The following is a 20,156-nucleotide window of genomic DNA, read 5'->3' on the forward strand; positions in this document are numbered from 1 at the left end:
GCGCGCCTGATCACGTGCAGCACCCGAAGCCTCACGGAGGATGGATGTCCCAGAGCAGTGATTCACGGCGGGTCGCCGGAGCGACCTACACCCGAGCTGAAACCGGGTATTTCGAAAAGCGCACCCTGAAGAGATCGGCCGGCGTCTGGGGCCTCTGGGGTCTCGCCGTCGCGGCGGTGATCTCGGGCGACTTCTCCGGCTGGAACTTCGGCATCGGCTTCGCCGGTTTCGGCGGCATGCTGATCGCCTTCGTCATCCTCGTCGTCATGTACTACGGCCTCACCTTCTCGATCGGCGAGATGGCGGCGGCCATGCCGCACACGGGCGGCGCGTACTCGTTCGCGCGATCCGCGCTCGGCCCATGGGGTGGTCTCGCGACCGGCCTCGCGGAGACCATCGAGTACGTCGCCACGACGGCGGTGGTCGTCTACTTCTCGGGTCAGTACGCGGATGCGGCGCTGTCGCTCCTGACCGGCGTCAGCCTGCCATCGTTCGTGTGGTGGCTGATCCTGTACGCGGTCTTCATCGCGCTGAACGCGGCGGGTGCCAACATCTCGTTCGTCTTCGCGATCGTCGTGTCGATCATCTCGATCGCGATCATCGTCGTCTTCGGCGTGATGGCGGTCTTCTCCGGGCAGTTCAGCTGGGACTCGCTGTGGGATATCGCCCCCGCCGCGGGCGAGAGCGCGTTCCTCCCGTTCGGCATCTGGTCGATCCTGCTCGCCCTCCCGTTCGCGATGTGGTTCTTCCTCGGTATCGAGGAGCTCCCGCTCGCGGCCGAAGAGTCGCACAACCCGGCCCGCGACATCCCGCGCGCCGGTCTCTGGGCACGCGGAACCCTGATCGTCACCGGCCTCATCGTGCTGTTCCTGAACACCGGCGTGCTCGGCGCCGAGGCCACGGGCGCCTCACTCGAGCCGCTCCTCGACGGGTTCCGCACGATGGTCGGCGATCAGGCGGCGGCGATCCTCGCCCTCCTCGCCCTGGTCGGCCTGCTGGCTTCGCTCATGGGCATCATGTTCGCCTACGGCCGCAACATGTACTCGCTCTCGCGGGCCGGGTACTACCCGCGCTGGCTGTCGCTCACCGGCAAGAAGAGCCAGACCCCGTGGGTCGCGCTCGTCTTCGGCGCGGTGCTCGGCTTCCTGGCCCTCGTGATCGTGCAGGCCGCCGGCGGTGACGCGAGCCCGGCGGGAGCGATCGTGCTCAACATCGCCGTGTGGGGCGCGGTGCTCGCCTACTTCCTGCAGATGGTGTCGTTCATCGTGCTGCGCCGGAAGTTCCCGAACGCCAATCGTCCGTACAAGAGCCCGTGGGGGCTGTTCGGGGCCTACTCGGCCGCGATCATCGCCGCGATCGTCTTCGTCGGGCTGCTGGTCAACGAGGCATATCGACCCGCGATCTACGCGATCATCGTGGTCTACGCCGTGATCTTCATCGGGTTCGCGCTCTACGGCCGGAACCGGCTCATCCTCTCGCCGGAAGAGGAATACGCCCTGTCGGGAGGACTGCACGGTGACCCGCAGGCCGAGGGCTACGACGCGATGGAGAAAGAGGTCTTCGACGGCACGAAGTAGTCTCTGCGAGGCCTCACCACGGGCACGCGATCGCACGCACCCCCTCGCGCGCGATCGCGTGTTCGTGTGTCCGGGCTCGGACTCGACTGGTCACGGCGAACCCCGACCCCCTACGGTGAGTGCGTGAACACCTACCGCATCACCGGGCTCATCATGGCTCTCCTCGGTCTCGCCGCGTGCGTCGGCTTCGTCATCTGGGACCTGAACGGTGCGCCGTCCTGGCTGCACTTCTTCAGCTGGATCGGCGGGGCGGTCTCCGGCTACGGCCTGGTGCTCGCCTTCGGCGCCGGCAGCAAGGGACGCCGCGCGGGTTGAGGGCGCTGCTCGGAGGGCGCTGCTCGTTGCGGGCGCCCCGCTAGTTCAGGATGAACTGCGCCGTCGACGTCGCCGCGATTCCGCCGATCGCGACGGCGAGGTGGTACGAGGCGCCGCCACCGGGGGCCTTCACCCGGTTCGCGTCCTGGCAGGTGTCGACGGATGAGCGGGTGCGATCCCAGGTGATGGGTGCGGCGCTCGTGACGGTCTGGCCGGCCGTCAACGTGACGATCGTGTCGCTCGGCTCCGACTGGCAGTCCGTCGAGCGCCACCACGTGTCGTTGCCGCTCGTGATGGTGAACGACTGCCCGGTGGTGCCGACGTTGATCGTGCAATCCGCGGCCGACGAGTTCGTCAGACGGATCGACAGCTGCGGGTTCTGGTCGGCGGCGTAACTCGTCGCATCCGTCAACGCTTCGACCGTGACGTCCTGGGCGGTGCAGGTCGGCACGCCGTCGACCGTGCCCGGGTCGACCGCATCCGAGTTCGCGCCGTCGTTCGGCTCGTCGGTGGCGGAATCGGTCGCGGAGTCCGGGGTGGATGCAGGGGCGGACGCGGATGGCGTCGTCGCGGGCATCGGGGCCGCGTTTCCTCGCCACGGCTGCGCGACGAGCAGCCAGACCAGGCCGATCACGAGCAGCACCCCGACGAGGAGCACGAGGCGGCGACGGCGATAGACGGCCGGGGACTGTCGACGTCGTACGGGAGTGCTCACGCGTCCAGGCTAAGCTCCGCCCGCCGTGGAGCGGATGCGGCACGCCCGGGCGGGCGCGGAGTCAGAGGTTCTTCAGCATCCGCGTGTTGCCGAGCGTGTTCGGCTTGACATGCGCGAGGTCGAGGAATTCCGCGATGCCCTCGTCGGGGCTGCGCACGAGTTGCGAGTACACGTCGGGGTCGACGACGTGTTCGCCGATCTCGGAGAACCCGCGCCGCGTGAAGAATTCGACTTCGAACGTCAGGCAGAACAGGCGCGACAGTCCGAGCGTGCGGGCCGCGTTCTCGAGGGCTTCGACGATGCCACGGCCGACGCCGCGGTGCAGCCAGTCATCCGACACGATGAGGGTGCGGATCTCGCCGAGGTCGTCCCACATCACGTGCAGCGCGCCGCAGCCGATCACGGTGCCGTCGGAGTCCTCCGCGACGATGAACTGCTGCACCGCCTCGTAGAGCACGACGATGTCTTTGCCGAGCAGGATGCGGCGCTGCACGTACGGCTCCAGCATCCGGTGGATGGCACGGACGTCCGAGGTCCGCGCCGCACGCACGGTGAATTCGCTCACGCCCCCACCCTACGCCGACCCGCCCTCGCGGCGAGGAACGACGAAGGGGGCGGATGCCGCAGCATCCGCCCCCTTCTTGAGCGTCAGGTCAGGCGCCCGCGACGATGTCGGGGGTCGCGCTGATCTCACCGGCGGTGGCGACACCGACGGCGACCTTCTCCCCGCGGGGAGCGGTGTCGAACACGAACTTGCCGTCCTGCAGATCGACCTTCACGTGATCGCCCGCGTTGAGGCGACCGTGCAGGATCTCTTCACTCAGCTGGTCTTCGACCTCGCGCTGCATCGCCCGGCGAAGCGGACGGGCACCGAGGGTCGGGTCGAACCCGATCTCGATGAGCCGGTCCTTCGCCGCATCCGACACCTCGATGGTGAGGTCGCGGTCGAGCAGCCGGTCGGCGAGGCGCTTCGTGAAGAGCCCGACGATCTGGCGCAGCTCGTCCTTGTTCAGCTGCGGGAAGACGATGACGTCGTCGACGCGGTTGAGGAACTCGGGCTTGAAGTGACGCTTCAGCTCCTCGTCGACCTTGCCCTTCATCCGCTCGTACGTCGTCTGGGCGTTACCTTCGACCTGGAACCCGACCGGGCCGCCGGCGATCGCCGTCGAACCGAGGTTGGTGGTCATGATGATGACCGTGTTCTTGAAGTCGATGACGCGGCCCTGACCGTCGGTCAGACGACCCTCTTCGAGGATCTGCAGCAGCGAGTTGAAGATGTCGGGGTGGGCCTTCTCGATCTCGTCGAACAGCACCACCGAGAACGGCTTGCGCCGCACCTTCTCGGTGAGCTGGCCCCCCTCTTCGAAGCCGACAAACCCGGGAGGGGCACCGAAGAGCCTCGAGACCGTGTGCTTCTCACCGAACTCCGACATGTCGAGCGAGATCAGCGCGCCCTCATCGTCGAACAGGAACTCGGCGAGCGCCTTGGCGAGCTCGGTCTTTCCGACACCCGTGGGGCCGGCGAAGATGAACGAGCCCGAGGGGCGCTTCGGGTCCTTGAGACCGGCACGCTGACGGCGGATGGTGCGCGACAGCGCCGCGATCGCCTCTTCCTGGCCGATGACGCGCTGGTGCAGCGCCTTCTCCATGAAGACGAGACGGCTGGTCTCCTCCTCGGTCAGCTTGAAGACCGGGATGCCGGTGGCCTGTGCGAGCACCTCGGCGATCAGACCCTCGTCGACCACAGCGGTCGTCGCGACGTCGCCGCTCTTCCACTGCTTCTCGAGGCGCAGGCGCTCGGCGAGCAGCGACTTCTCCTCATCGCGGAGCGACGCGGCCTTCTCGAAGTCCTGCTCCTCGGAGGCGACCTCTTTCTGCTCGCGGACCTTGGCGATCTTCTCGTCGAACTCGCGCAGCTCCGGCGGGCTCGAGAGGATCGACAGACGCAGGCGGGCGCCGGCCTCGTCGATCAGGTCGATGGCCTTGTCGGGCAGGAAGCGGTCGGAGATGTAGCGGTCGGCGAGGTTCGCGGCCGCGACGATCGCGCCATCCGTGATCTGCACCTTGTGGTGGGCCTCGTAGCGGTCGCGCAGCCCCTTGAGGATGTTGATCGCGTGGGGCAGGCTCGGCTCGGCCACCTGGATGGGCTGGAACCGGCGCTCGAGAGCCGCATCCTTCTCGAAGTGTTTGCGGTACTCGTCGAGCGTGGTGGCACCGATGGTCTGGAGCTCACCGCGGGCGAGCAGCGGCTTCAGGATGCTGGCCGCGTCGATCGCACCCTCTGCGGCACCCGCACCCACCAGGGTGTGGATCTCGTCGATGAAGACGATGATGTCGCCGCGCGTGCGGATCTCCTTCGTGACCTTCTTCAGCCGCTCCTCGAAGTCACCGCGGTAGCGGGACCCCGCGATGAGCGAGCCGAGGTCGAGCGAGTAGACCTGCTTGTCCTTGAGCGTCTCGGGCACATCGCCCTTGACGATGGCCTGGGCGAGACCCTCGACGACGGCGGTCTTGCCGACGCCGGGCTCACCGATGAGGACGGGATTGTTCTTCGAGCGGCGCGACAGGATCTGCATCACGCGCTCGATCTCCTTCTCGCGCCCGATCACCGGGTCGAGCTTGTTGTCGCGCGCGGCCTGCGTGAGGTTGCGACCGAACTGGTCGAGCACGGCGGACCCGCCCTGCGCGGCCTGCGGCGACTCGTTCGCGGCACCGGAGACGGCAGCCGGCTCCTTGCCCTGGTAGCCCGAGAGCAGCTGGATGACCTGCTGGCGCACCTTGTTGAGGTCGGCGCCGAGCTTCACGAGCACCTGAGCGGCAACGCCCTCACCCTCGCGGATGAGGCCGAGCAGGATGTGCTCGGTGCCGATGTAGTTGTGGCCGAGCTGCAGCGCTTCGCGCAACGACAGCTCCAGCACCTTCTTCGCACGCGGCGTGAAGGGGATGTGGCCGGTCGGCTGCTGCTGACCCTGGCCGATGATGTCTTGCACCTGCTCGCGCACGGCGTCGAGCGAGATGCCGAGGGATTCGAGGGCCTTGGCAGCGACACCCTCGCCCTCGTGGATCAGCCCGAGCAGAATGTGCTCGGTACCGATGTAGTTGTGGTTGAGCATCTTCGCCTCTTCTTGGGCGAGAACAACCACACGACGGGCTCGGTCCGTGAATCTCTCGAACATCGTCCACTCCTCCGGGGGCACTCCTGGCGCCTCACAATTGGCGCAGTCTGGCGCAGTACAACGAGGCTAACCAGCCCACGGATGCGGCATGCCCGTGTTCGCTGGGGGCGCACGGCCGAGCGGCCCTCCGCCGGGTGCGCTCCCGTGCCTTGCCCGTCGCCGTCCGCATCCGCTCCCGCCCTCCCGCACCGGCTCCCGCGCCGTCCGCATCCCCGGCCGTGGCTGCGGACGTGCTTTTGCTCCCGCCCTCCCGCATCCGCATCCGCTCCCGTGTCGTCCGCATCCCCGCTCTCCGTTTTGCTCACGTGGCGCAAACCGTCGCCCCCAACGCCCGATTGCGCCACGTGAGCCTCCCGCGCGACGGTTCGCGTGGCGCAATCAGCAATACCCGGCGGCAGATTGCGTCACGTGAGCCTCCCGCGGCTCCGCTTCCGCCCTCCCGCATCCGCGCCCCCGCCCCCCGACCGCATCCGCGCCCTTCCTTCCGCTCACGTGTCGCAAACCGTCGCCCCCAACGCCCGATTGCGCCACGTGAGCCTCCCGCGCGACGGTTCGCGTGGCGCAATCGGCGACATCCGGCGGCAGATTGCGCCACGTGAGTCGGGCGGGCGGGATCAGGACCGAGCGGAGATCGCGACCCGCACACGGCGCACGAACTTCTCGGGCGTCCCGAAGAGTTCCGCTCGCGTGACCCGGATGACGTGCCATCCCGCGGCAGCGAGCCGCTCGTACCGAACGATGTCACGTGCCCATTGCGTCGCGTCACGCAGGTGGTGCTCACCCTCGTACTCGATCGCGATCCGCAACTTCGGGTAGGCAAGGTCGACGCAAGCCTCGCGCACACCGTCGACGTATATGTCGAAGTTCGACTCCGGTTCTTCGAGCCCCGCATCCATCAGGGTCAGCCGACACCACGTCTCCGGACGGGACGCGCTCCGTGACCGCAGCAGAGGAAGTGCCGTCCGCAGGCGCTCGATCCCGATCCGGCGGCCCGCCGAGACGACGGCGCTCAGCTCATCCAGGCTCGCGATCGGGTCCGACACTCGCCACGTGCGGATGCACGCATCCCCCGCGGCGACCACGTCCCGAACGTCGACCAGCGATCCGCCGAGCATCGCCCACGTCGTCGCCGGACTCGTCACGCGCGCGCCGATCACCCCGTCACGCCGAGTGGCCGTGAGATGCGGCATCGCGACGTGTCCCTTGACGCCCTTCGCCCGCGGGGGCCGATGCGGCGGGAGCACCGACACGTGGACGGGAGCGTCGGCGACGACGTAGGGCGGCAGAGGCAGCTGCAAGATCACGGCCGCCGTCACGTGGCTGAAGAATGCTTCCCCGCCCAGGCGGGGCAGGAAAGCGAGCGCCCGCATGAGGTGGTCCCGCTCCGCAGGACCCGACTCGGCATACGCCTCCGGAAGCGTCGCGTCGGGCCGAACCCGCACACCGTGGAACGGGCTCTCGAGATCTGAGCGACGGAGGCGCCCGGCCGGCACCCCGGCATCGAGGGCCGTTCCGACGCCGAAGCGGTCGCCGAGTAACGCGGGTAGGGGTTCGAGTGACATGACGGCACGCTGGCAGATTCCGCCCTCGTCGTGCAGCCCGCGGACCGGCTTTGGGGCCGATCGGCACCCTTTCCCCCGCTGGGGAGGAGGAGTCGGGATCCCCTACCGACCGGCTCACGTGGCGCAATTCGCAGCGGTCGGCGACAAATCGCGACACGTGAGCGAACAACCATGCGCTCAGCCGCTCAAGTGTCGCAATCGGCAGCGGTCGGCGGCAGATCGCGACATGTGAGCGAACAATCAGGCGCTCACGTGTCGCAATGCGCAGGGGACGGCGGCAGATTGCGACACGCGAGCGCCAAGCACGCGCTCAGCCGCTCAAGTGTCGCAATCGGCAGCGGTCGGCGGCAGATCGCGACACGTGAGCACCAACGATCAGCTGCTCAGGTGGCGCAATCCGTCGCCACAACCCGCAGATCGCGACATGTGAGCGAACAATCAGGCGCTCACGTGTCGCAACGCGCAGGGGACGGCGGCATATTGCGACACGCGAGCGCCAAGCACTCGAGCGCCAAGCACTAGGCACGCGGCACGCGGCACGCACGCGACCTCCGCAACCACGACGTGCGCAGGGGTCAGCCCACGACCCGCGCGGGGTCAGCCCACAACCCCGCGCGGGGGTCAGCCCCCCGACCGCGCGGGGGTCAGCCCCCCGACCGCGCGGGGGTCAGCCGAGGATCGGCGCGCGGAGGCCGTCGAACGAGTCGCCCTGCAGCACGAGCGCGGCGCCATCGGCGCCGGTGAGGCCCGGGGCGACGGCGAGCGCGACGCGCGGGGCCATGTCCATCGTGCACACCCGGTCGGCGGGCGGCGCGGCGAACGTCACCGTCACCTCGGTCGCGCTGGTTTCCGCGACGCCCTCGATCTCGGGCGCGCAGGTCGAGGAGCCCCACGTGACGAACGCGAACGTGCCGTCGTCGCCGACCCATCCGGCGCTCGGCGCGTAGTCCGTCTCGGCGGCAGGCACCGCGAGTCCGGCGACACCCGCGAGGGTCACGTCGCCGACGGCGGATGCGGATCCGGATGCGTACTCCACCGCGAGCGTCAGGTCTTGCGCCGGGTCGGTTCCCGCGGGGACACCCACAAGAGTCGCCCTCTGCACGTTGTCACTCGTGCAGACGGGCGGCGCTCCGTCCGTCTGCTGATCGGCCAGCGTCACGGCGAGCGTCGAACCGTCGAGCTCCGCGCTCTCGGCGAACGGCACGCAGGTCGAGCTGCCCCAGGTGGTGAGGGCGATCATGCGGCCGCCATCCACCCAGGCGGCACCGAGCTCGAGCTCTCCCGGCGCTTGCGAGGCCGAACCCCCACCCGGCTCACTCGCGCATCCCGCCAGCAGCGTCGCGCCGAGCACAGCGGTCGCGATCACCGCCCATCCCCGTCGTTTCATGAGCGACCCCTCTCGCGAACCCGCACCGGCGCGGATCCGCACGGCCGCCCCCATCATCTCGCGCCCGGGCGGCAGCGCGCGAGCTCCCCCGCCGAGATCCCCCGCCGGGGCCGCCGATCCGCAAGCACGCGCTCCCCGGGGACCTGCGCTCACTGGAGCGCGGAGGTCAGCCGGGCGAGGTTGTCGAGCACGGTCGAGCGGAGCGGCTGCGTCATCCACTCCTCCAGCGTCAACTCCCGGCTGAGCGAGCGGTACTTGTCTTCCACAGATCGCATCTCGCGCACGAACTCTCCACCCCGCACGAGCAAGGAGATCTCCATGTTCAGACCGAACGAGCGCATGTCCATGTTGCTCGAGCCGATGACGGCGACCTCTTCGTCGATCGTGAACGCCTTCGTGTGCAGAATGTACGGCCGGCGGTAGAGCCAGATCCGCACGCCCGCGCGCAGCAGCGCCTCGTAGTAGCTGCGCTGGGCGTGATAGACCATCGCCTGGTCGCCCTCCTCCGAGACGAAGAGCTCCACCTCGACCCCGCGGTGGCAGGCCGTCGTGATGGCGAGCAGCATGGCTTCATCCGGCACGAAATACGGGCTCACCAGCACGATGCGCCGCTGCGCCGCGTACATGAGGCCGAGGAAGAGGCGCAGATTGTTCTCGAACTCGAATCCCGGCCCGGATGGCACGATCTGGCAGTCCAGGTCGCCGGTCGCGCGGCTCAACTCGAAGTCGTCGATGTCGCCGCCGAGGATCTCGTCGGTCTCGCTGTACCAGTCGGAGAGGAAGACCGCCGCGACACTGCCGACGACCGGGCCCTCGAGCCGGGCCATCAGGTCGACCCAGTGCAGCCCGCGGCGGATGTTCTTGCGCAGGTTGTAGGTCGAGTCGGTGACGTTCTGCGACCCCATGAAGGCCACCTGCCCGTCGATCACAACGAGCTTGCGGTGATTGCGAAGATCCGGCCGCTGATACTTCCCGCGCAGCGGCTGCACGGGCAGCATCAGATGCCACTCCGCACCCATGGCGGTCAGGCGCTTGAGCGTGCGGCGGTAGTACGGCTTGCCGCGGTTCGCCCAGTGGTCGAGCAGCACACGCACGGTCACCCCGCGCGCGGCGACCTCTTCGAGCGCCCGGAAGAAGTTGTCGGTGGATGCATCGGACTGGAGGATGTAGAACTCGACGTGGACGTAGTCCTTCGCGCGCCGGATCCCCTCGGCCATCGCGTCGAGGCTCTCCTGGTAGTCGGCGATCAGGTGGGCGTCGTTGTCACCCGACAGAGGCAGCGCGCCCAGATTCTGATTGAGCGTGACGAGCGACGTGAACCACTCCGGCGCGTCGGGGCGGAGTGTGCCGAAGTCGAGCCCGGCGGATGCCTTCTGCAGGTAGTCGTTGATCGCCCGCTGCCGGCGTCGGCGCACCCGCGGCGGTCGCGGCGTACCGATCAGGAGGAAGAGGAACACCCCGATGATCGGGATGAAGTAGATCGCGAGCAGCCACGCCATCGCGGCGGTGGGGCGGCGGTTGCGGGGCACGATGATCACCGCGGCGATGCGGACCGCGATGTCGAAGACGAAGACGAAGATCAGCCACCACGACGGATCGAAGACGATCTGCAGCACACGGCCTCCCCGGCTGAATTTCGTTCAGCGTACCGGGCGGGAGCGCTCGGTGAACGCCCGGACGGGCTGTCGTGCCGTCAGTTGTCGGATGCGGTGGCGACGGGCGGAAGGCCCCGTTTGGCCCGCTCTTCCGCTTCGATCCGAGCGTGCACGCGGCGCTCGGTGCGGTCCATCCGGATGATCGACCGGATCACGAAGAAGAACGCCGCCGTGACGAGGATCGTCGGCCCCACTGCCCACAATGCCGCGACCCAGAAGTTCTCCATCGGCCCATTCTACCCGCCGCCCACTTGTCCTCCCCCGTGCCCGAATGCCCGGTTGGCGCTGTGGGACTCGGTTTCATCGTCCGCGCGGGCCGCAGGGTCGTCGCATGACGACGATCATCAAGGCTGCGGATGCGGCCGACCTCCTGACCATGGTTCCTCACCTCCTCGGCTTCGCGCCGAGCCGCAGCGTCGTGCTGATCCCGTTCAGCGGCGGGCGAAGCGCCGGCGGCATGCGCTTCGACCTTCCGCCGGGCGACACCGACCCCGCCGCATTCGCCTCCACCGTCCTCGGTCTCGCCTGCCGTGTCTCGCTCGTCGATGCGATCGTGGCGATCGTCTACGGCGACGAGGCGATCGACGCGGACGTGCCGCGGCGGGCCGTCGCCGATGCGATCGAGCGCGCCGCGCATCGCTCGGGGCTCGACGTCATCGACCTCCTCTACGTCGGCCCGGACTCCTGGACCCGCTACCTGGGCGATGCGCACCCGCCCGGCGGCCACGCGCTGACCGCGCTGCCCGCACCACCGGCGGCAGCGACCGCGGCGACCGGAACGCCGCATCCGGATCACCTCTCCGGCGCGGAGCTTCCGGCCGTCGATCTGGCGAGTCGCGAACGCGTGGGCCAGGCGCTCCGGCAGCTCGAGTTCGCGCTGGGCGTCGTGGCGGGGGCGCCCGCTCCGGCCAGCGGCGAGCGCGTCGACCCGCTGGCCTTTTCGGCCGTCAGCGCTCTCGACGATCTGCCGGTCTTCTTCGAGCTCGCGCTCGAGCACGGAACCGACGAGACGAACGTCTTCGGCATCGCGACCCTCATCTGGTGCCTGTCCCGCCCGGCGCTTCGCGACGTCGGCATCACCACCTGGATCGACGGCGTCGACGCCGGTGACCGCGCGTTCGAGGCGCAGCTGCGGTGGGAGAACGGCGCGCAGTATCCGAGCGGGCCGGCGGAACGCATGATGGGCGAGGGGGAGCGCCCGGATGCCGACCGCCTGGCGGACGCCCTCGCGGTCGCGCGGTGGGCCGCCGCGGTGGCGCCGCGCGACGTGCGCCCCGGAGCACTGTCGGTGTGCGGGTGGCTGTCGTGGGCGCTCGGCCGGTCGAGCCATGCCGAGCACTACGCCCTGGCCGCGTGCGAGATCGATCCAGAGCACGGGCTGAGCCGCATCGTGCTGTCGATGGTGCAGGCCGGGCACCTCCCGGATTGGGCGTTCCGCCCCGCGCGCCGGTGACCGGCCGCCCGCGCTACTTCACGAGGGGGAAGAGGATCGTCTCTCGGATGCCGAGGCCCGTGATCGCCATGAGAAGCCGGTCGATCCCCATGCCCATGCCGCCCATCGGGGGCATGCCGTGCTCCATCGCGCGCAGGAACTCTTCATCGATGCGCATGGCCTCGACGTCACCGCGGGCGGCGAGCTTCGCCTGCTCGACGAACCGCTCGCGCTGGATCACCGGGTCGATGAGTTCGGAGTATCCGGTGGCCAGTTCGAAGCCGCGGATGTAGAGGTCCCACTTCTCGACGACACCGGGGATCGAACGGTGCTCGCGCACGAGCGGGCTCGTGTCGACCGGGAAGTCCATGACGAAGGTCGGGCGCACGAGGCCGCCCTTCACGAAGTGCTCCCACAGCTCTTCGACGAACTTGCCGTGGGTCGGATGCTGCGGCTCGTCGACCCCGGCGGCCGCCGCGATCGCGCGCAACTCGTCCACCGGAGTCTGCGGGGTCACGCGGCGCACCGCGAGGTCGCCACCCGCGGCCACGAGGGCGGCGTTCAGGGAGTCGTACATCGAGATGCGGTCCCACTCGCCCCCGAGGTCGTACTCGGTGCCATCGGCCCAGGTCACCGTCGTCGAACCCGTGACGGCGATCGCCGCGTTCTGGATCAGCTCCTGCGTGAGGTCGGCGATCCCGTTGTAGTCGCTGTACCCCTGATACGCCTCGAGCATCGCGAACTCCGGGCTGTGCGTGGAGTCGGCGCCCTCGTTGCGGAAGTTGCGGTTGATCTCGTAGACCCGGTCGAGTCCGCCGACGACCGCGCGCTTGAGGTACAGCTCGGGCGCGATCCGGAGGTACAGGTCGGTGTCGAACGCGTTCGAGTGCGTGACGAACGGGCGGGCCGAGGCGCCCCCGTGCTGAACCTGCAGCATGGGGGTCTCGACCTCGATGAACTCGTGGTCGGTGAAGGTCTGGCGAAGGCTCGCGTTGACGGCCGCGCGGGCGCGCACCGTCACCCGCGCCTGGTCGCGCACGATGAGGTCGAGGAAGCGCGAGCGCACCCGCGTCTCCTCGTTGAGTTCGCTGTGCAGGTTCGGCAGCGGCAGCAGGGCCTTCGAGGCGATCGCCCAGTCGGTGACCATGATCGACAGCTCGCCGCGCCGGCTCGAGATCACTTCGCCGGAGACGTAGACGTGGTCGCCGAGGTCGACGAGGTCCTTCCAGCGCTGCAGTGACTCCTCACCGACCGACGCGAGCGAGACCATGGCCTGGATGCGGCTGCCGTCACCGGACTGCAGGCTCGCGAAGCAGAGCTTGCCGGTGTTGCGGCTGAAGACGATCCGGCCCGCGACGGCGGCCGTCACGCCGGTCTCGGCACCCGCCTCCAGCTCGCCGTACTCGGCACGCAGCTGCGGGATGGTGTGGGTGAGCGGCAGCGAGACGGGGTAGGCGCCGCCGGCCGCATCCGTCCGCTCCGCGATGAGGCGCTCGCGCTTCGCGAGGCGGACCGCCTTCTGCTCGAAGACGTCGTCTTCGCTCATCTCGGCGGGCGCGGCGGAATCGGTCGATTCGGTCATCGTGGGGGCTCCTCGGAAGTCCCGCCCAGTCTATCCGCGCCCCCGGCGCGGCCCCTCCGGCCCGGGCACTGCGGAGCCGCTCCGACGCCGGACCCTTCGGCGACCCACCCCCCCCCCCCCCTACGCCCGAGCCACCCCCGTGCGACCCGCTCGAAAGGGGGTGGCTGGGCGACAAAGGGGCCGGTCGGCGAAGAGGACCGGAGGAGGGGCCGCGTCAGCGAATGTAGATCTCGGCGTTGTCGATGAAGCGGTGCGTACCGACGGTCGCGGCGATGAGGGCGAGCGCGGGTCCGCGGTGCCCCTCGTCGACGGGCAGGAACGTCGCCGGGTCGACCACGTTCAGGTACTCGAGACGGATGCGGTTCTCCCCCATCAGCGCGGACTGCGCCGCCGCGATGCACGCGTCGACGTCGCGATCGGCGTTCGAGGCGGCCGCTTCCAACGCGCGCACGAGCAGCGTCGCCGCCGAGCGGTCGGCCGGCTCGAGCACGTCGAGCCGCGTCGAGAGCGGGAGGCCATCGGCACTCCGAGCGGTCTCCACATCGATCACGTCGACGTCGAAGAAGAGGTCCCGCGCCATCCGCCGCACGAGGAACGCACGCTGACGATCGCGCTGACCGTAGACGGCGACGTCGGGCGCGACGAGGTGGAAGAGGATCGCCTCGACCGTGAGCAGTCCGTCGAAGTAGAACGGTCGCGTGCGTCCCTCGTAGCGCAGACCGAGATCTCCGGCCGACACCTTCGTCACCGACGTGCGGGTCGGCAGCAGTTCCGCCGCATCCGGGGCGAACGCGATGTCGACGCCCAGCCGCTCGAGCAGTTCGGCATCCGCCTCGGGCGTGCGCGGATACGCCTCGTACTCCGCCACCGTCCGGAAACGCAGCGGGTTGACGAACAGCGAGACGACGACGATGTCGGCGTTCTCTTGCGCGGCGCGGATGAGGTCGATGTGGCCGTCGTGAAGCGCACCGATCGTGGAGACCAGGGCGACACGCGACCCGGGAGCTGCGGCTCTGGCGTCTGCCAGTCGGGTGCGCAGCTCCGGAAGGGAGCGGATCATCCGCTAACCGTACCGTCCAGTCCGTCGAGACCCTCCAGCCGCGCGCTCGGCGGTGTGGCGCGGATGAGCGCATCGTCGACCGTAGAGCGGACGAGCGCCGACAGGAATCCGCCGGGATTCTCGACCCCGATCCCGCTCAGGATGCCGGTGGCCTGCTGCACGATCGACCGCGCGAACTGCGTCGCCGTCGCGATCGCTTCGGCGTACGCCGGCCGGTCCGCTTCCGCCACCACGACCGGCTCGCAGCCCATCTCGACCGCGAGGGCCTGCGCGATCGGCAGCACCGCCGCGGGCGCCGTGACCGCCGCATACGACGCCGGCAGCTGGCGGAGGTCGATGCTCGTGCCGGTGAACGAGATCGCCGGGTGCACGGCGAGCGGGATGGCGCCGCGCCCGGCCGCGGGCGCCAGCACGTCGGTGCCGTACCCGGCGTCGACGTGCAGCACGAGCTGCCCGATCTGCCACGAGCCGAGCTCGGCGAGCCCCGACACGAGACCCGGCAGCTCATCGTGCGGAACCGCGATCACGACGAGTTCGCTGCGCCGCACGACCTCGGCGACGTCGAGCACGGGAACCCCCGGCAGGATCGCCTCGACCCGGTCGTCATCGGATCCCGACGTGATGCCGACGAGCGCATGCCCCGCCCCCGCCAGTGCCGCACCGACGATCGGTCCGACCCGACCGGCGCCGATGATCCCGACGCCCAGACGCCCGTCGCGGTTCACTCGTGTGTCCTTTCACTCGGCGGCACGGACGCGCTCGCGCCCGCATCGGTTCCTGCATCCGCACCCGCATCCGCGTCCGGCCGGAGATCCGCGCCCGCACCCGCGTCAGTGCCCAGATCCGCATCCGCATCCCACCGGTGCGACCGGTCGGTCGCGGCGCTGGCGATCGCTCGCGCTTCCGCCCCGGCGAACAGCGCGAGCGCGTCGGCGCGGTCGATGGCCCCGATGCCGGTGTCGACGGTGCCCGCGACCGTGTGCGCGCGGATGCGGGCGAGCCGCAGCATCCGGTAGATCGGCCCCTGATGCACCGCGATGCTCTGCGCACGAGCGAGCGGCACGATCACGAGCGAGCGCACGATGCGTCCCCGCCGGAGGAACAGCGCGGTCGGCGAGAGAGTGAGGCCGTTCCGACGCCACGAGATCGGCCGCAGCACCCGGCCGCGCGGCGGCGTCGTGGTGTACGGATCGTCGGCGGATGCGGCGAGCACCCCGCGGTCGAAAATGAGCGCGCGTTCGTCGGCGTCGAGCCAGGGCAGCAGCAGGGCCACGACCCGTTCCGCGTCGGCGCGGGTTCCGACCGGCAGCACGTGGGTGAAAGCGGCCGCGGCCTCCTGCCCCGAGCTCGTTCCCGACAGGCGGTTGACCGTGATGGTCCACCATCCGGCCGGTCGCCACAGCAGCGGCTGACGCACCTGCACGGCGTGCACCCGGCCCGGCGGCAGGATCTCGGTGACGGTCGTGAACAGCCCGAAGACGATGCGCACCCCGTGCGGCGTGGGGGCGATCGCGTAGCGGAGCGACCGTGTGATCGACCGCACGTAGTACGCCCCGAACCCGAGGACGAGGGGAAGGAGGGTGAAGAGCAGCCACGGGGGCCAGAACTGCATCGCGACGACCGCCCCGATCGCCACGAGGATCAGGGCGACGGTCGTGTCGCTGAGCAACACCGAGCCGACCAGTCGGGCGAAGGGGATGCGGACGACCGACGCGGGCTCGCTCACGGGCTCTTCCGCGCCATCCACGATGCCGGTCACCCCGGTCATCACGGAGGCCGCGGCGCCGCCCTGCCAGGAGCGGGGCGTGCCGCCGGGCGCGGCCTCGCCGAGCGTGCGTCCGGAGGCGAGACGCAGGATGTCGTGGCGCACCGCCTCGGCGTTCGCGGTCGAGAGGTACTCGAGCCGCACGTTGGCGTCGAGGCCGGCGCCGACGATCTCGAGTTTCGCGAGCCCGATGAGGCGCGCCACGAGCGGGCGCGTGAGGTTCACGCCCTGCACGCGGTCGAGGGGCGCACGCCGGTTCGACCGGAACAGCACCCCGCTGCGCACCTCGACGTCATCGCCCGTGATGCGGAACGAGTGGAACCGCCACGACAGCCAGAAGAGCAGGACGAGCACGACGACGATGCCGAGCACTGCCAGCAGCGCCAGCAGCACGAGGTCGTGGCCGAGGATGTAGTCGATCGGGTCCTCCGGCGGCCCCCCGCGGAATCCGGGTGTGAGCCCCGGCAGGAAGATCTCGATGAGACGCTCGCGCAGGTTCGCGACGACGAAACCGAGCACCACGATGAGGAACAGGCCTCCACGCAGCAACGGCGAGAGCGGATGCATCCGGTGCCATTCGCCGTCACTGAGGGCCGACCGGGCGCGGACGACCGGTGCCGCGGCGTCGGTCACAGTCCGGTCCGGCGCGTCTCGGCCACCGCGATGAGCGTGTCGCGCAGCTGCTCCGCGGCTGCCTGGGTGAGACCGGGCAGCACGACCGCGCTGGTCGCAGCGGCCGTCACGAGCTTCAACTGTGCGATACCGAACGCCCGGTCGAGGGGACCGTGCGTGATGTCGATGAGCTGCATGCGCCCGTATGGCACGGCGACGACGCGCTGGAACAGGATGCCGCGCCGCAGCACGAGGTCGTCTTCGCGCAACCGGTAGCCGAACGCGCGCACCTGCCGCGGAATGATCGGCAGCGTGATGAGCAGGATCACCAGCAGGATGCCGGCGGGGATCCACACCCAGGCGACCTGCGTCAGCCCCGTGATCACGACCGCCGCGACCGCGATGAGGGCGATCCACATCGTGGTCGAGATCAGCTGCAGGGTCAGGTACCGCTTCGCGAGCTGGTGCCAGCTGCCGTCATCCGGGGCGATTCCCTCGCCGCGCGGCTGCGGAATCCCCTGGAACGTCGCCGTGTCGAGCGCCCCATTCTCAGCGGGCGATGGTGCTTCCGCCGGCGTCTCCGGGCTGTTCGTCATCGTCGTCCTTCCGGATGGTGCACAGGTTCTCGGCGATGAGCGCCGCCGCGATCAGGGCGGCGCAGGCCACGATCGTCGCAATGATCGTGCTCGTCGAGCCTAGCGAGGGCGACACCGGGCGCGTCACGAGGAACAGCAGCAGTCCCCCGGCGATGCCACCGATCGCGGCGCCGACGATGCTCGACGCCTTCGCGAGCATCGCGACACGGACGGCGCGGAACGGGTCGATCGGGGCGGCGTTCGGGCCGCGGGTCGCCCGCCGGATCGGGATCGCGAGCGCGAGGCAGAGCGCCCCGAGCAGCGCGAGCAGCACGGGGAGGGAGATCATCGGGGTGAACGTGGCGTTGCCCATCGAGGTGAGCACCTGGTCGATCAGGAAGCCGACGCCGATCCCGAGAATCGCGGCGATCGCCAGAACGCCGGGGCTTGTGCGCTTCACGAGGGGTCCTCGATCGCGGCGCGCAGCTCGGCGACGCGTCCGAGGCCGGGCAGCTCCGCATCCGGGTCCAGCGCCAGCCACGGGTCGAGCACGAAGGCACGTTCGGCGGCACGCGGATGCGGCACCGTCAGCCGGCGCGTCCGGATCTGCCGGTTCCCGTAGGCGATCAGGTCGAGATCGAGCGTCCGGTCGCCCCACTGTTCGCGACGTTCGCGGCCGTGCCGGTCCTCGATCGCGTGCAGGTACGACATCAGGATCGAGGGCGCGAGCCGGGTGGCGATGAGGGCGACGGTGTTCAGGTAGGCGGGGGCGTCTGCATCCGGCCCCTCCACGCGAATGGCGACGGATTCGATCGCCGGCGCGACGCGAACGTCGCTCGTGAGCGGCATGCGGCGAAGATCGTCGGCGGCTTCGGCGAAGATCGTCGCGCGGTCGCCGAGGTTCGATCCGAACGCGATGACGGCGGTGACGGATGCGGACTCCCGCGGCGCATCGCCCTCGAACCCCTGGGCCAGGCGACGACTCATGAGGCGCTCCGCTCTCGTTCGATGGTCACGGCGACGTCGCCGAAGGGCACGGTGATCGGCGCGGACGGCTTGTGGACCGTGACGGTGACCGCGATGACGCCCGGGCGATCGAGCACGCCGTCGGCGATCCGCGCGGCGAGCGTTTCGATGAGGTCGACCGGAGGACCGGCGATGTCGGCGACGATCTGCTCGGCGAGTTCGCCGTAGTGGACCGTGTCGGCGACGTCGTCGCTCGCGGCGGCCGGTCGCAGATCGATGCGGATCGTGACGTCGACGACGAACTCCTGGCCGTCGCGCCGCTCGTCCGGGAACACGCCGTGGTAGCCGAAGCCGCGCACTCCGGTGAGGGTGATGCGGTCACCGGTCATGAGGTTCCTCCTCGCCACGCGTCCGCGACGCGCAGTGCGTCGCGGGTCGCGCGCACATCGTGCACGCGCACTCCCCAGGCGCCCGCGAGCGCGGCGAGCGCACTCGTCACAGAGGTCGCCAGGTCGCGGCGTTCCTCGGTCACCTCGCCGTCGAGCGCATCGGTGAGGAAGCGCTTGCGGCTGGTTCCGACCAGCACCCGGGGTCCGACGCCGACGAGCTGCGAAAGCCCGCGCAGCATCTCCCAGTTCTGCTCGCCGCGCTTCGCGAACCCGATGCCCGGGTCGAGAATCACCCGCGACGGCGCGATTCCGGCGACCGCCGCAGCGGCCAGGCGCTCGCGGAGCTCGACGACGACGTCGCGGGCGACATCGCGATACTCGGCCTCCGCGTACATGCGGTCGGAGTGCCCGCGCCAGTGACCGAGCACCACGTCGGCGCGCGACGCGGCGATCACGGTGAGCATGCCCGGGTCGGCGAGACCGCCGGAGACGTCGTTCACGATGCGGGCACCCGCCGCGATGGCCGCGGCCGCCGTACTGGCGTTCATCGTGTCGATGCTGACGACCGCACCCGCTTCGGTGAGCGCGTGCACGACCGGCACGACCCGCTCCTGTTCGACCTCGGCCGACACCCGTTCCGAGCCGGGTCGCGTGGACTCGCCGCCGACGTCGAGGATGTCGGCGCCGTCGGCGCGCAGCCGCAGCCCGTGGGCGACCGCCGCTGCGTGGTCGAGGTAGCGACCGCCGTCGCTGAAGGAGTCGGGGGTCACATTGACGATCCCCATGATCGACGTCACGCGGCGGCTCCGGCGAGCAGAGCGATGAGCTCGGCCCGCGCGGCCGGTTCGGCGAGCTCACCGCGTGCCGCGATCGTGACCGTTTCCGCATCCGGCTGCCGGCCCCCGCGCGTCGTCACGCAGTCGTGCGACGCGCTCAGCACGACGAGCACACCGCGGGCGTCGAGCGCGCCGTCGATCGTGTCGGCGATCTGCTCGCCGAGACGCTCCTGCACCTGCGGGCGTGCCGCCAGCACGTCGACGACTCGGGGCAGCGCGCCGAGTCCGACGACCTGCTCCCCCGGGAGGTAGGCGATGTGAGCGCGTCCGCGGAACGGCAGCAGGTGGTGTTCGCACACCGAGCGGAAGCGGATGCCCTGCAGCATGACCGCCCCCGACGGGAGGGTTTCGGGTGCCGGGCCGCGGCTCACCGAAATGGTGTTCGCGAGGGGGGCGGCAGCATCCGCTCCGATTCCGGAGAAGAACTCGGCGTAGGTGTCGGCGACCCGTTGCGGGGTCGATTTCAGCCCCGGACGTTCGGGGTCTTCACCGATCGCGTCGAGGAGTTCTCGCACGAGCGCGGCGATGCGTTCACGGTCGACGGCCACGCGC

At 69.9% G+C, this 20,156-nt stretch carries 20 protein-coding genes; 3 read left to right on the forward strand and 17 right to left on the reverse strand.

Annotated features, from left to right (window positions below):
* Positions 1-44 precede the first annotated feature (44 nt).
* Both LMI96_RS08905 and LMI96_RS08910 read left to right on the forward strand, forming a co-directional pair.
* Complete coding sequence (locus tag LMI96_RS08905) at positions 45-1,577, forward strand: amino acid permease (protein WP_228361229.1); 1,533 nt, start codon at positions 45-47, stop codon at positions 1,575-1,577.
* 123 nt (positions 1,578-1,700) lie between these two features.
* Positions 1,701-1,892 (forward strand): hypothetical protein, encoded by a 192-nt coding sequence (locus tag LMI96_RS08910; protein ID WP_228361230.1) that lies wholly within the window; start codon positions 1,701-1,703, stop codon positions 1,890-1,892.
* A gap of 40 nt (positions 1,893-1,932) precedes the next feature.
* Here the strand turns inward: LMI96_RS08910 and LMI96_RS08915 are convergent, their stop codons facing one another.
* The 7 genes from LMI96_RS08915 to LMI96_RS08945 all read right to left on the reverse strand — a co-directional run bounded on the left by LMI96_RS08915 (position 1,933) and on the right by LMI96_RS08945 (position 10,614).
* Positions 1,933-2,607: a hypothetical protein gene (locus LMI96_RS08915; RefSeq protein WP_228361231.1), complete on the reverse strand. Its 675-nt coding sequence runs from the start codon at positions 2,605-2,607 to the stop codon at positions 1,933-1,935.
* A 61-nt stretch (positions 2,608-2,668) separates the two neighbouring features.
* Positions 2,669-3,172, reverse strand: a complete 504-nt coding sequence (locus LMI96_RS08920) for an amino-acid N-acetyltransferase (protein ID WP_228361232.1) — start codon at positions 3,170-3,172, stop codon at positions 2,669-2,671.
* 88 nt (positions 3,173-3,260) lie between these two features.
* Positions 3,261-5,783 (reverse strand): ATP-dependent Clp protease ATP-binding subunit, encoded by a 2,523-nt coding sequence (locus LMI96_RS08925; protein ID WP_223722261.1) that lies wholly within the window; start codon positions 5,781-5,783, stop codon positions 3,261-3,263.
* Between the two features lie 614 nt (positions 5,784-6,397).
* On the reverse strand, positions 6,398-7,345 hold the full coding sequence (locus LMI96_RS08930; RefSeq protein WP_228361233.1) for an endonuclease domain-containing protein: 948 nt from the start codon (positions 7,343-7,345) through the stop codon (positions 6,398-6,400).
* Between the two features lie 667 nt (positions 7,346-8,012).
* On the reverse strand, positions 8,013-8,732 hold the full coding sequence (locus tag LMI96_RS08935; RefSeq protein WP_228361234.1) for a hypothetical protein: 720 nt from the start codon (positions 8,730-8,732) through the stop codon (positions 8,013-8,015).
* 149 nt (positions 8,733-8,881) lie between these two features.
* Positions 8,882-10,345, reverse strand: a complete 1,464-nt coding sequence (gene cls, locus LMI96_RS08940) for a cardiolipin synthase (protein ID WP_263317615.1) — start codon at positions 10,343-10,345, stop codon at positions 8,882-8,884.
* Between the two features lie 80 nt (positions 10,346-10,425).
* Positions 10,426-10,614, reverse strand: a complete 189-nt coding sequence (locus tag LMI96_RS08945) for a hypothetical protein (protein WP_223722257.1) — start codon at positions 10,612-10,614, stop codon at positions 10,426-10,428.
* Positions 10,615-10,718: 104 nt separating this feature from the next.
* Between LMI96_RS08945 and LMI96_RS08950 the strand changes: the two genes are divergently transcribed.
* The gene (locus LMI96_RS08950; protein WP_228361235.1) at positions 10,719-11,840 is read left to right on the forward strand and encodes a DUF4192 family protein; all 1,122 of its coding nucleotides are present in this window, start codon (positions 10,719-10,721) and stop codon (positions 11,838-11,840) included.
* A 13-nt stretch (positions 11,841-11,853) separates the two neighbouring features.
* Here LMI96_RS08950 and lysS read toward each other — a convergent pair whose 3' ends face one another.
* The 10 genes from lysS to folE form a co-directional block, all read right to left on the reverse strand.
* Positions 11,854-13,401 carry a lysine--tRNA ligase gene (lysS, locus tag LMI96_RS08955; RefSeq protein WP_228361236.1) on the reverse strand — a complete coding sequence of 516 codons (1,548 nt, stop codon included), beginning with the start codon at positions 13,399-13,401 and terminating at the stop codon, positions 11,854-11,856.
* Between the two features lie 214 nt (positions 13,402-13,615).
* Positions 13,616-14,461, reverse strand: coding sequence for a pantoate--beta-alanine ligase (panC, locus tag LMI96_RS08960; RefSeq protein ID WP_223722254.1), 846 nt, complete (start codon positions 14,459-14,461; stop codon positions 13,616-13,618).
* Positions 14,458-15,186, reverse strand: coding sequence for a DUF2520 domain-containing protein (locus LMI96_RS08965; RefSeq protein ID WP_228361237.1), 729 nt, complete (start codon positions 15,184-15,186; stop codon positions 14,458-14,460). The genes panC and LMI96_RS08965 overlap by 4 nt, the downstream gene beginning before the upstream one ends.
* Positions 15,183-16,859 (reverse strand): PH domain-containing protein, encoded by a 1,677-nt coding sequence (locus LMI96_RS08970; RefSeq protein ID WP_228361238.1) that lies wholly within the window; start codon positions 16,857-16,859, stop codon positions 15,183-15,185. Before LMI96_RS08970 ends, LMI96_RS08965 begins: the two co-directional genes overlap by 4 nt.
* A complete protein-coding gene (locus LMI96_RS08975) occupies positions 16,856-17,434 on the reverse strand; it encodes a PH domain-containing protein (RefSeq protein WP_228361239.1) in 579 nt (192 codons plus the stop codon). The genes LMI96_RS08970 and LMI96_RS08975 overlap by 4 nt, the downstream gene beginning before the upstream one ends.
* The gene (locus LMI96_RS08980) at positions 17,388-17,873 is read right to left on the reverse strand and encodes a DUF3180 family protein (protein ID WP_228361240.1); all 486 of its coding nucleotides are present in this window, start codon (positions 17,871-17,873) and stop codon (positions 17,388-17,390) included. The genes LMI96_RS08975 and LMI96_RS08980 overlap by 47 nt, the downstream gene beginning before the upstream one ends.
* Positions 17,870-18,400 carry a 2-amino-4-hydroxy-6-hydroxymethyldihydropteridine diphosphokinase gene (gene folK, locus LMI96_RS08985; protein WP_228361241.1) on the reverse strand — a complete coding sequence of 177 codons (531 nt, stop codon included), beginning with the start codon at positions 18,398-18,400 and terminating at the stop codon, positions 17,870-17,872. The genes LMI96_RS08980 and folK overlap by 4 nt, the downstream gene beginning before the upstream one ends.
* Positions 18,397-18,768 carry a dihydroneopterin aldolase gene (gene folB / locus LMI96_RS08990; protein ID WP_228361242.1) on the reverse strand — a complete coding sequence of 124 codons (372 nt, stop codon included), beginning with the start codon at positions 18,766-18,768 and terminating at the stop codon, positions 18,397-18,399. The genes folK and folB overlap by 4 nt, the downstream gene beginning before the upstream one ends.
* Positions 18,765-19,565 carry a dihydropteroate synthase gene (gene folP / locus LMI96_RS08995; RefSeq protein WP_228361243.1) on the reverse strand — a complete coding sequence of 267 codons (801 nt, stop codon included), beginning with the start codon at positions 19,563-19,565 and terminating at the stop codon, positions 18,765-18,767. The genes folB and folP overlap by 4 nt, the downstream gene beginning before the upstream one ends.
* Positions 19,562-20,152 carry a GTP cyclohydrolase I gene (gene folE / locus LMI96_RS09000; protein WP_228361244.1) on the reverse strand — a complete coding sequence of 197 codons (591 nt, stop codon included), beginning with the start codon at positions 20,150-20,152 and terminating at the stop codon, positions 19,562-19,564. The genes folP and folE overlap by 4 nt, the downstream gene beginning before the upstream one ends.
* Positions 20,153-20,156 lie beyond the last annotated feature (4 nt).

The organism is Microbacterium sp. cx-59 (assembly GCF_020805625.1).
Taxonomy (GTDB): domain Bacteria; phylum Actinomycetota; class Actinomycetes; order Actinomycetales; family Microbacteriaceae; genus Microbacterium.

What these genes read in the sequence shown, in the direction of transcription:
- LMI96_RS08975 (WP_228361239.1), bottom strand. Translation starts at nt 17,434, where the DNA reads ATGACGAACAGCCCGGAGACGCCGGCGGAAGCACCATCGCCCGCTGAG.
- LMI96_RS08945 (WP_223722257.1), bottom strand. Translation starts at nt 10,614, where the DNA reads ATGGAGAACTTCTGGGTCGCGGCATTGTGGGCAGTGGGGCCGACGATC.
- panC (WP_223722254.1), bottom strand. Translation starts at nt 14,461, where the DNA reads ATGATCCGCTCCCTTCCGGAGCTGCGCACCCGACTGGCAGACGCCAGA.
- folK (WP_228361241.1), bottom strand. Translation starts at nt 18,400, where the DNA reads ATGAGTCGTCGCCTGGCCCAGGGGTTCGAGGGCGATGCGCCGCGGGAG.
- folB (WP_228361242.1), bottom strand. Translation starts at nt 18,768, where the DNA reads ATGACCGGTGACCGCATCACCCTCACCGGAGTGCGCGGCTTCGGCTAC.
- lysS (WP_228361236.1), bottom strand. Translation starts at nt 13,401, where the DNA reads ATGACCGAATCGACCGATTCCGCCGCGCCCGCCGAGATGAGCGAAGAC.
- LMI96_RS08925 (WP_223722261.1), bottom strand. Translation starts at nt 5,783, where the DNA reads ATGTTCGAGAGATTCACGGACCGAGCCCGTCGTGTGGTTGTTCTCGCC.
- LMI96_RS08935 (WP_228361234.1), bottom strand. Translation starts at nt 8,732, where the DNA reads ATGAAACGACGGGGATGGGCGGTGATCGCGACCGCTGTGCTCGGCGCG.
- LMI96_RS08930 (WP_228361233.1), bottom strand. Translation starts at nt 7,345, where the DNA reads ATGTCACTCGAACCCCTACCCGCGTTACTCGGCGACCGCTTCGGCGTC.
- LMI96_RS08905 (WP_228361229.1), top strand. Translation starts at nt 45, where the DNA reads ATGTCCCAGAGCAGTGATTCACGGCGGGTCGCCGGAGCGACCTACACC.
- LMI96_RS08950 (WP_228361235.1), top strand. Translation starts at nt 10,719, where the DNA reads ATGACGACGATCATCAAGGCTGCGGATGCGGCCGACCTCCTGACCATG.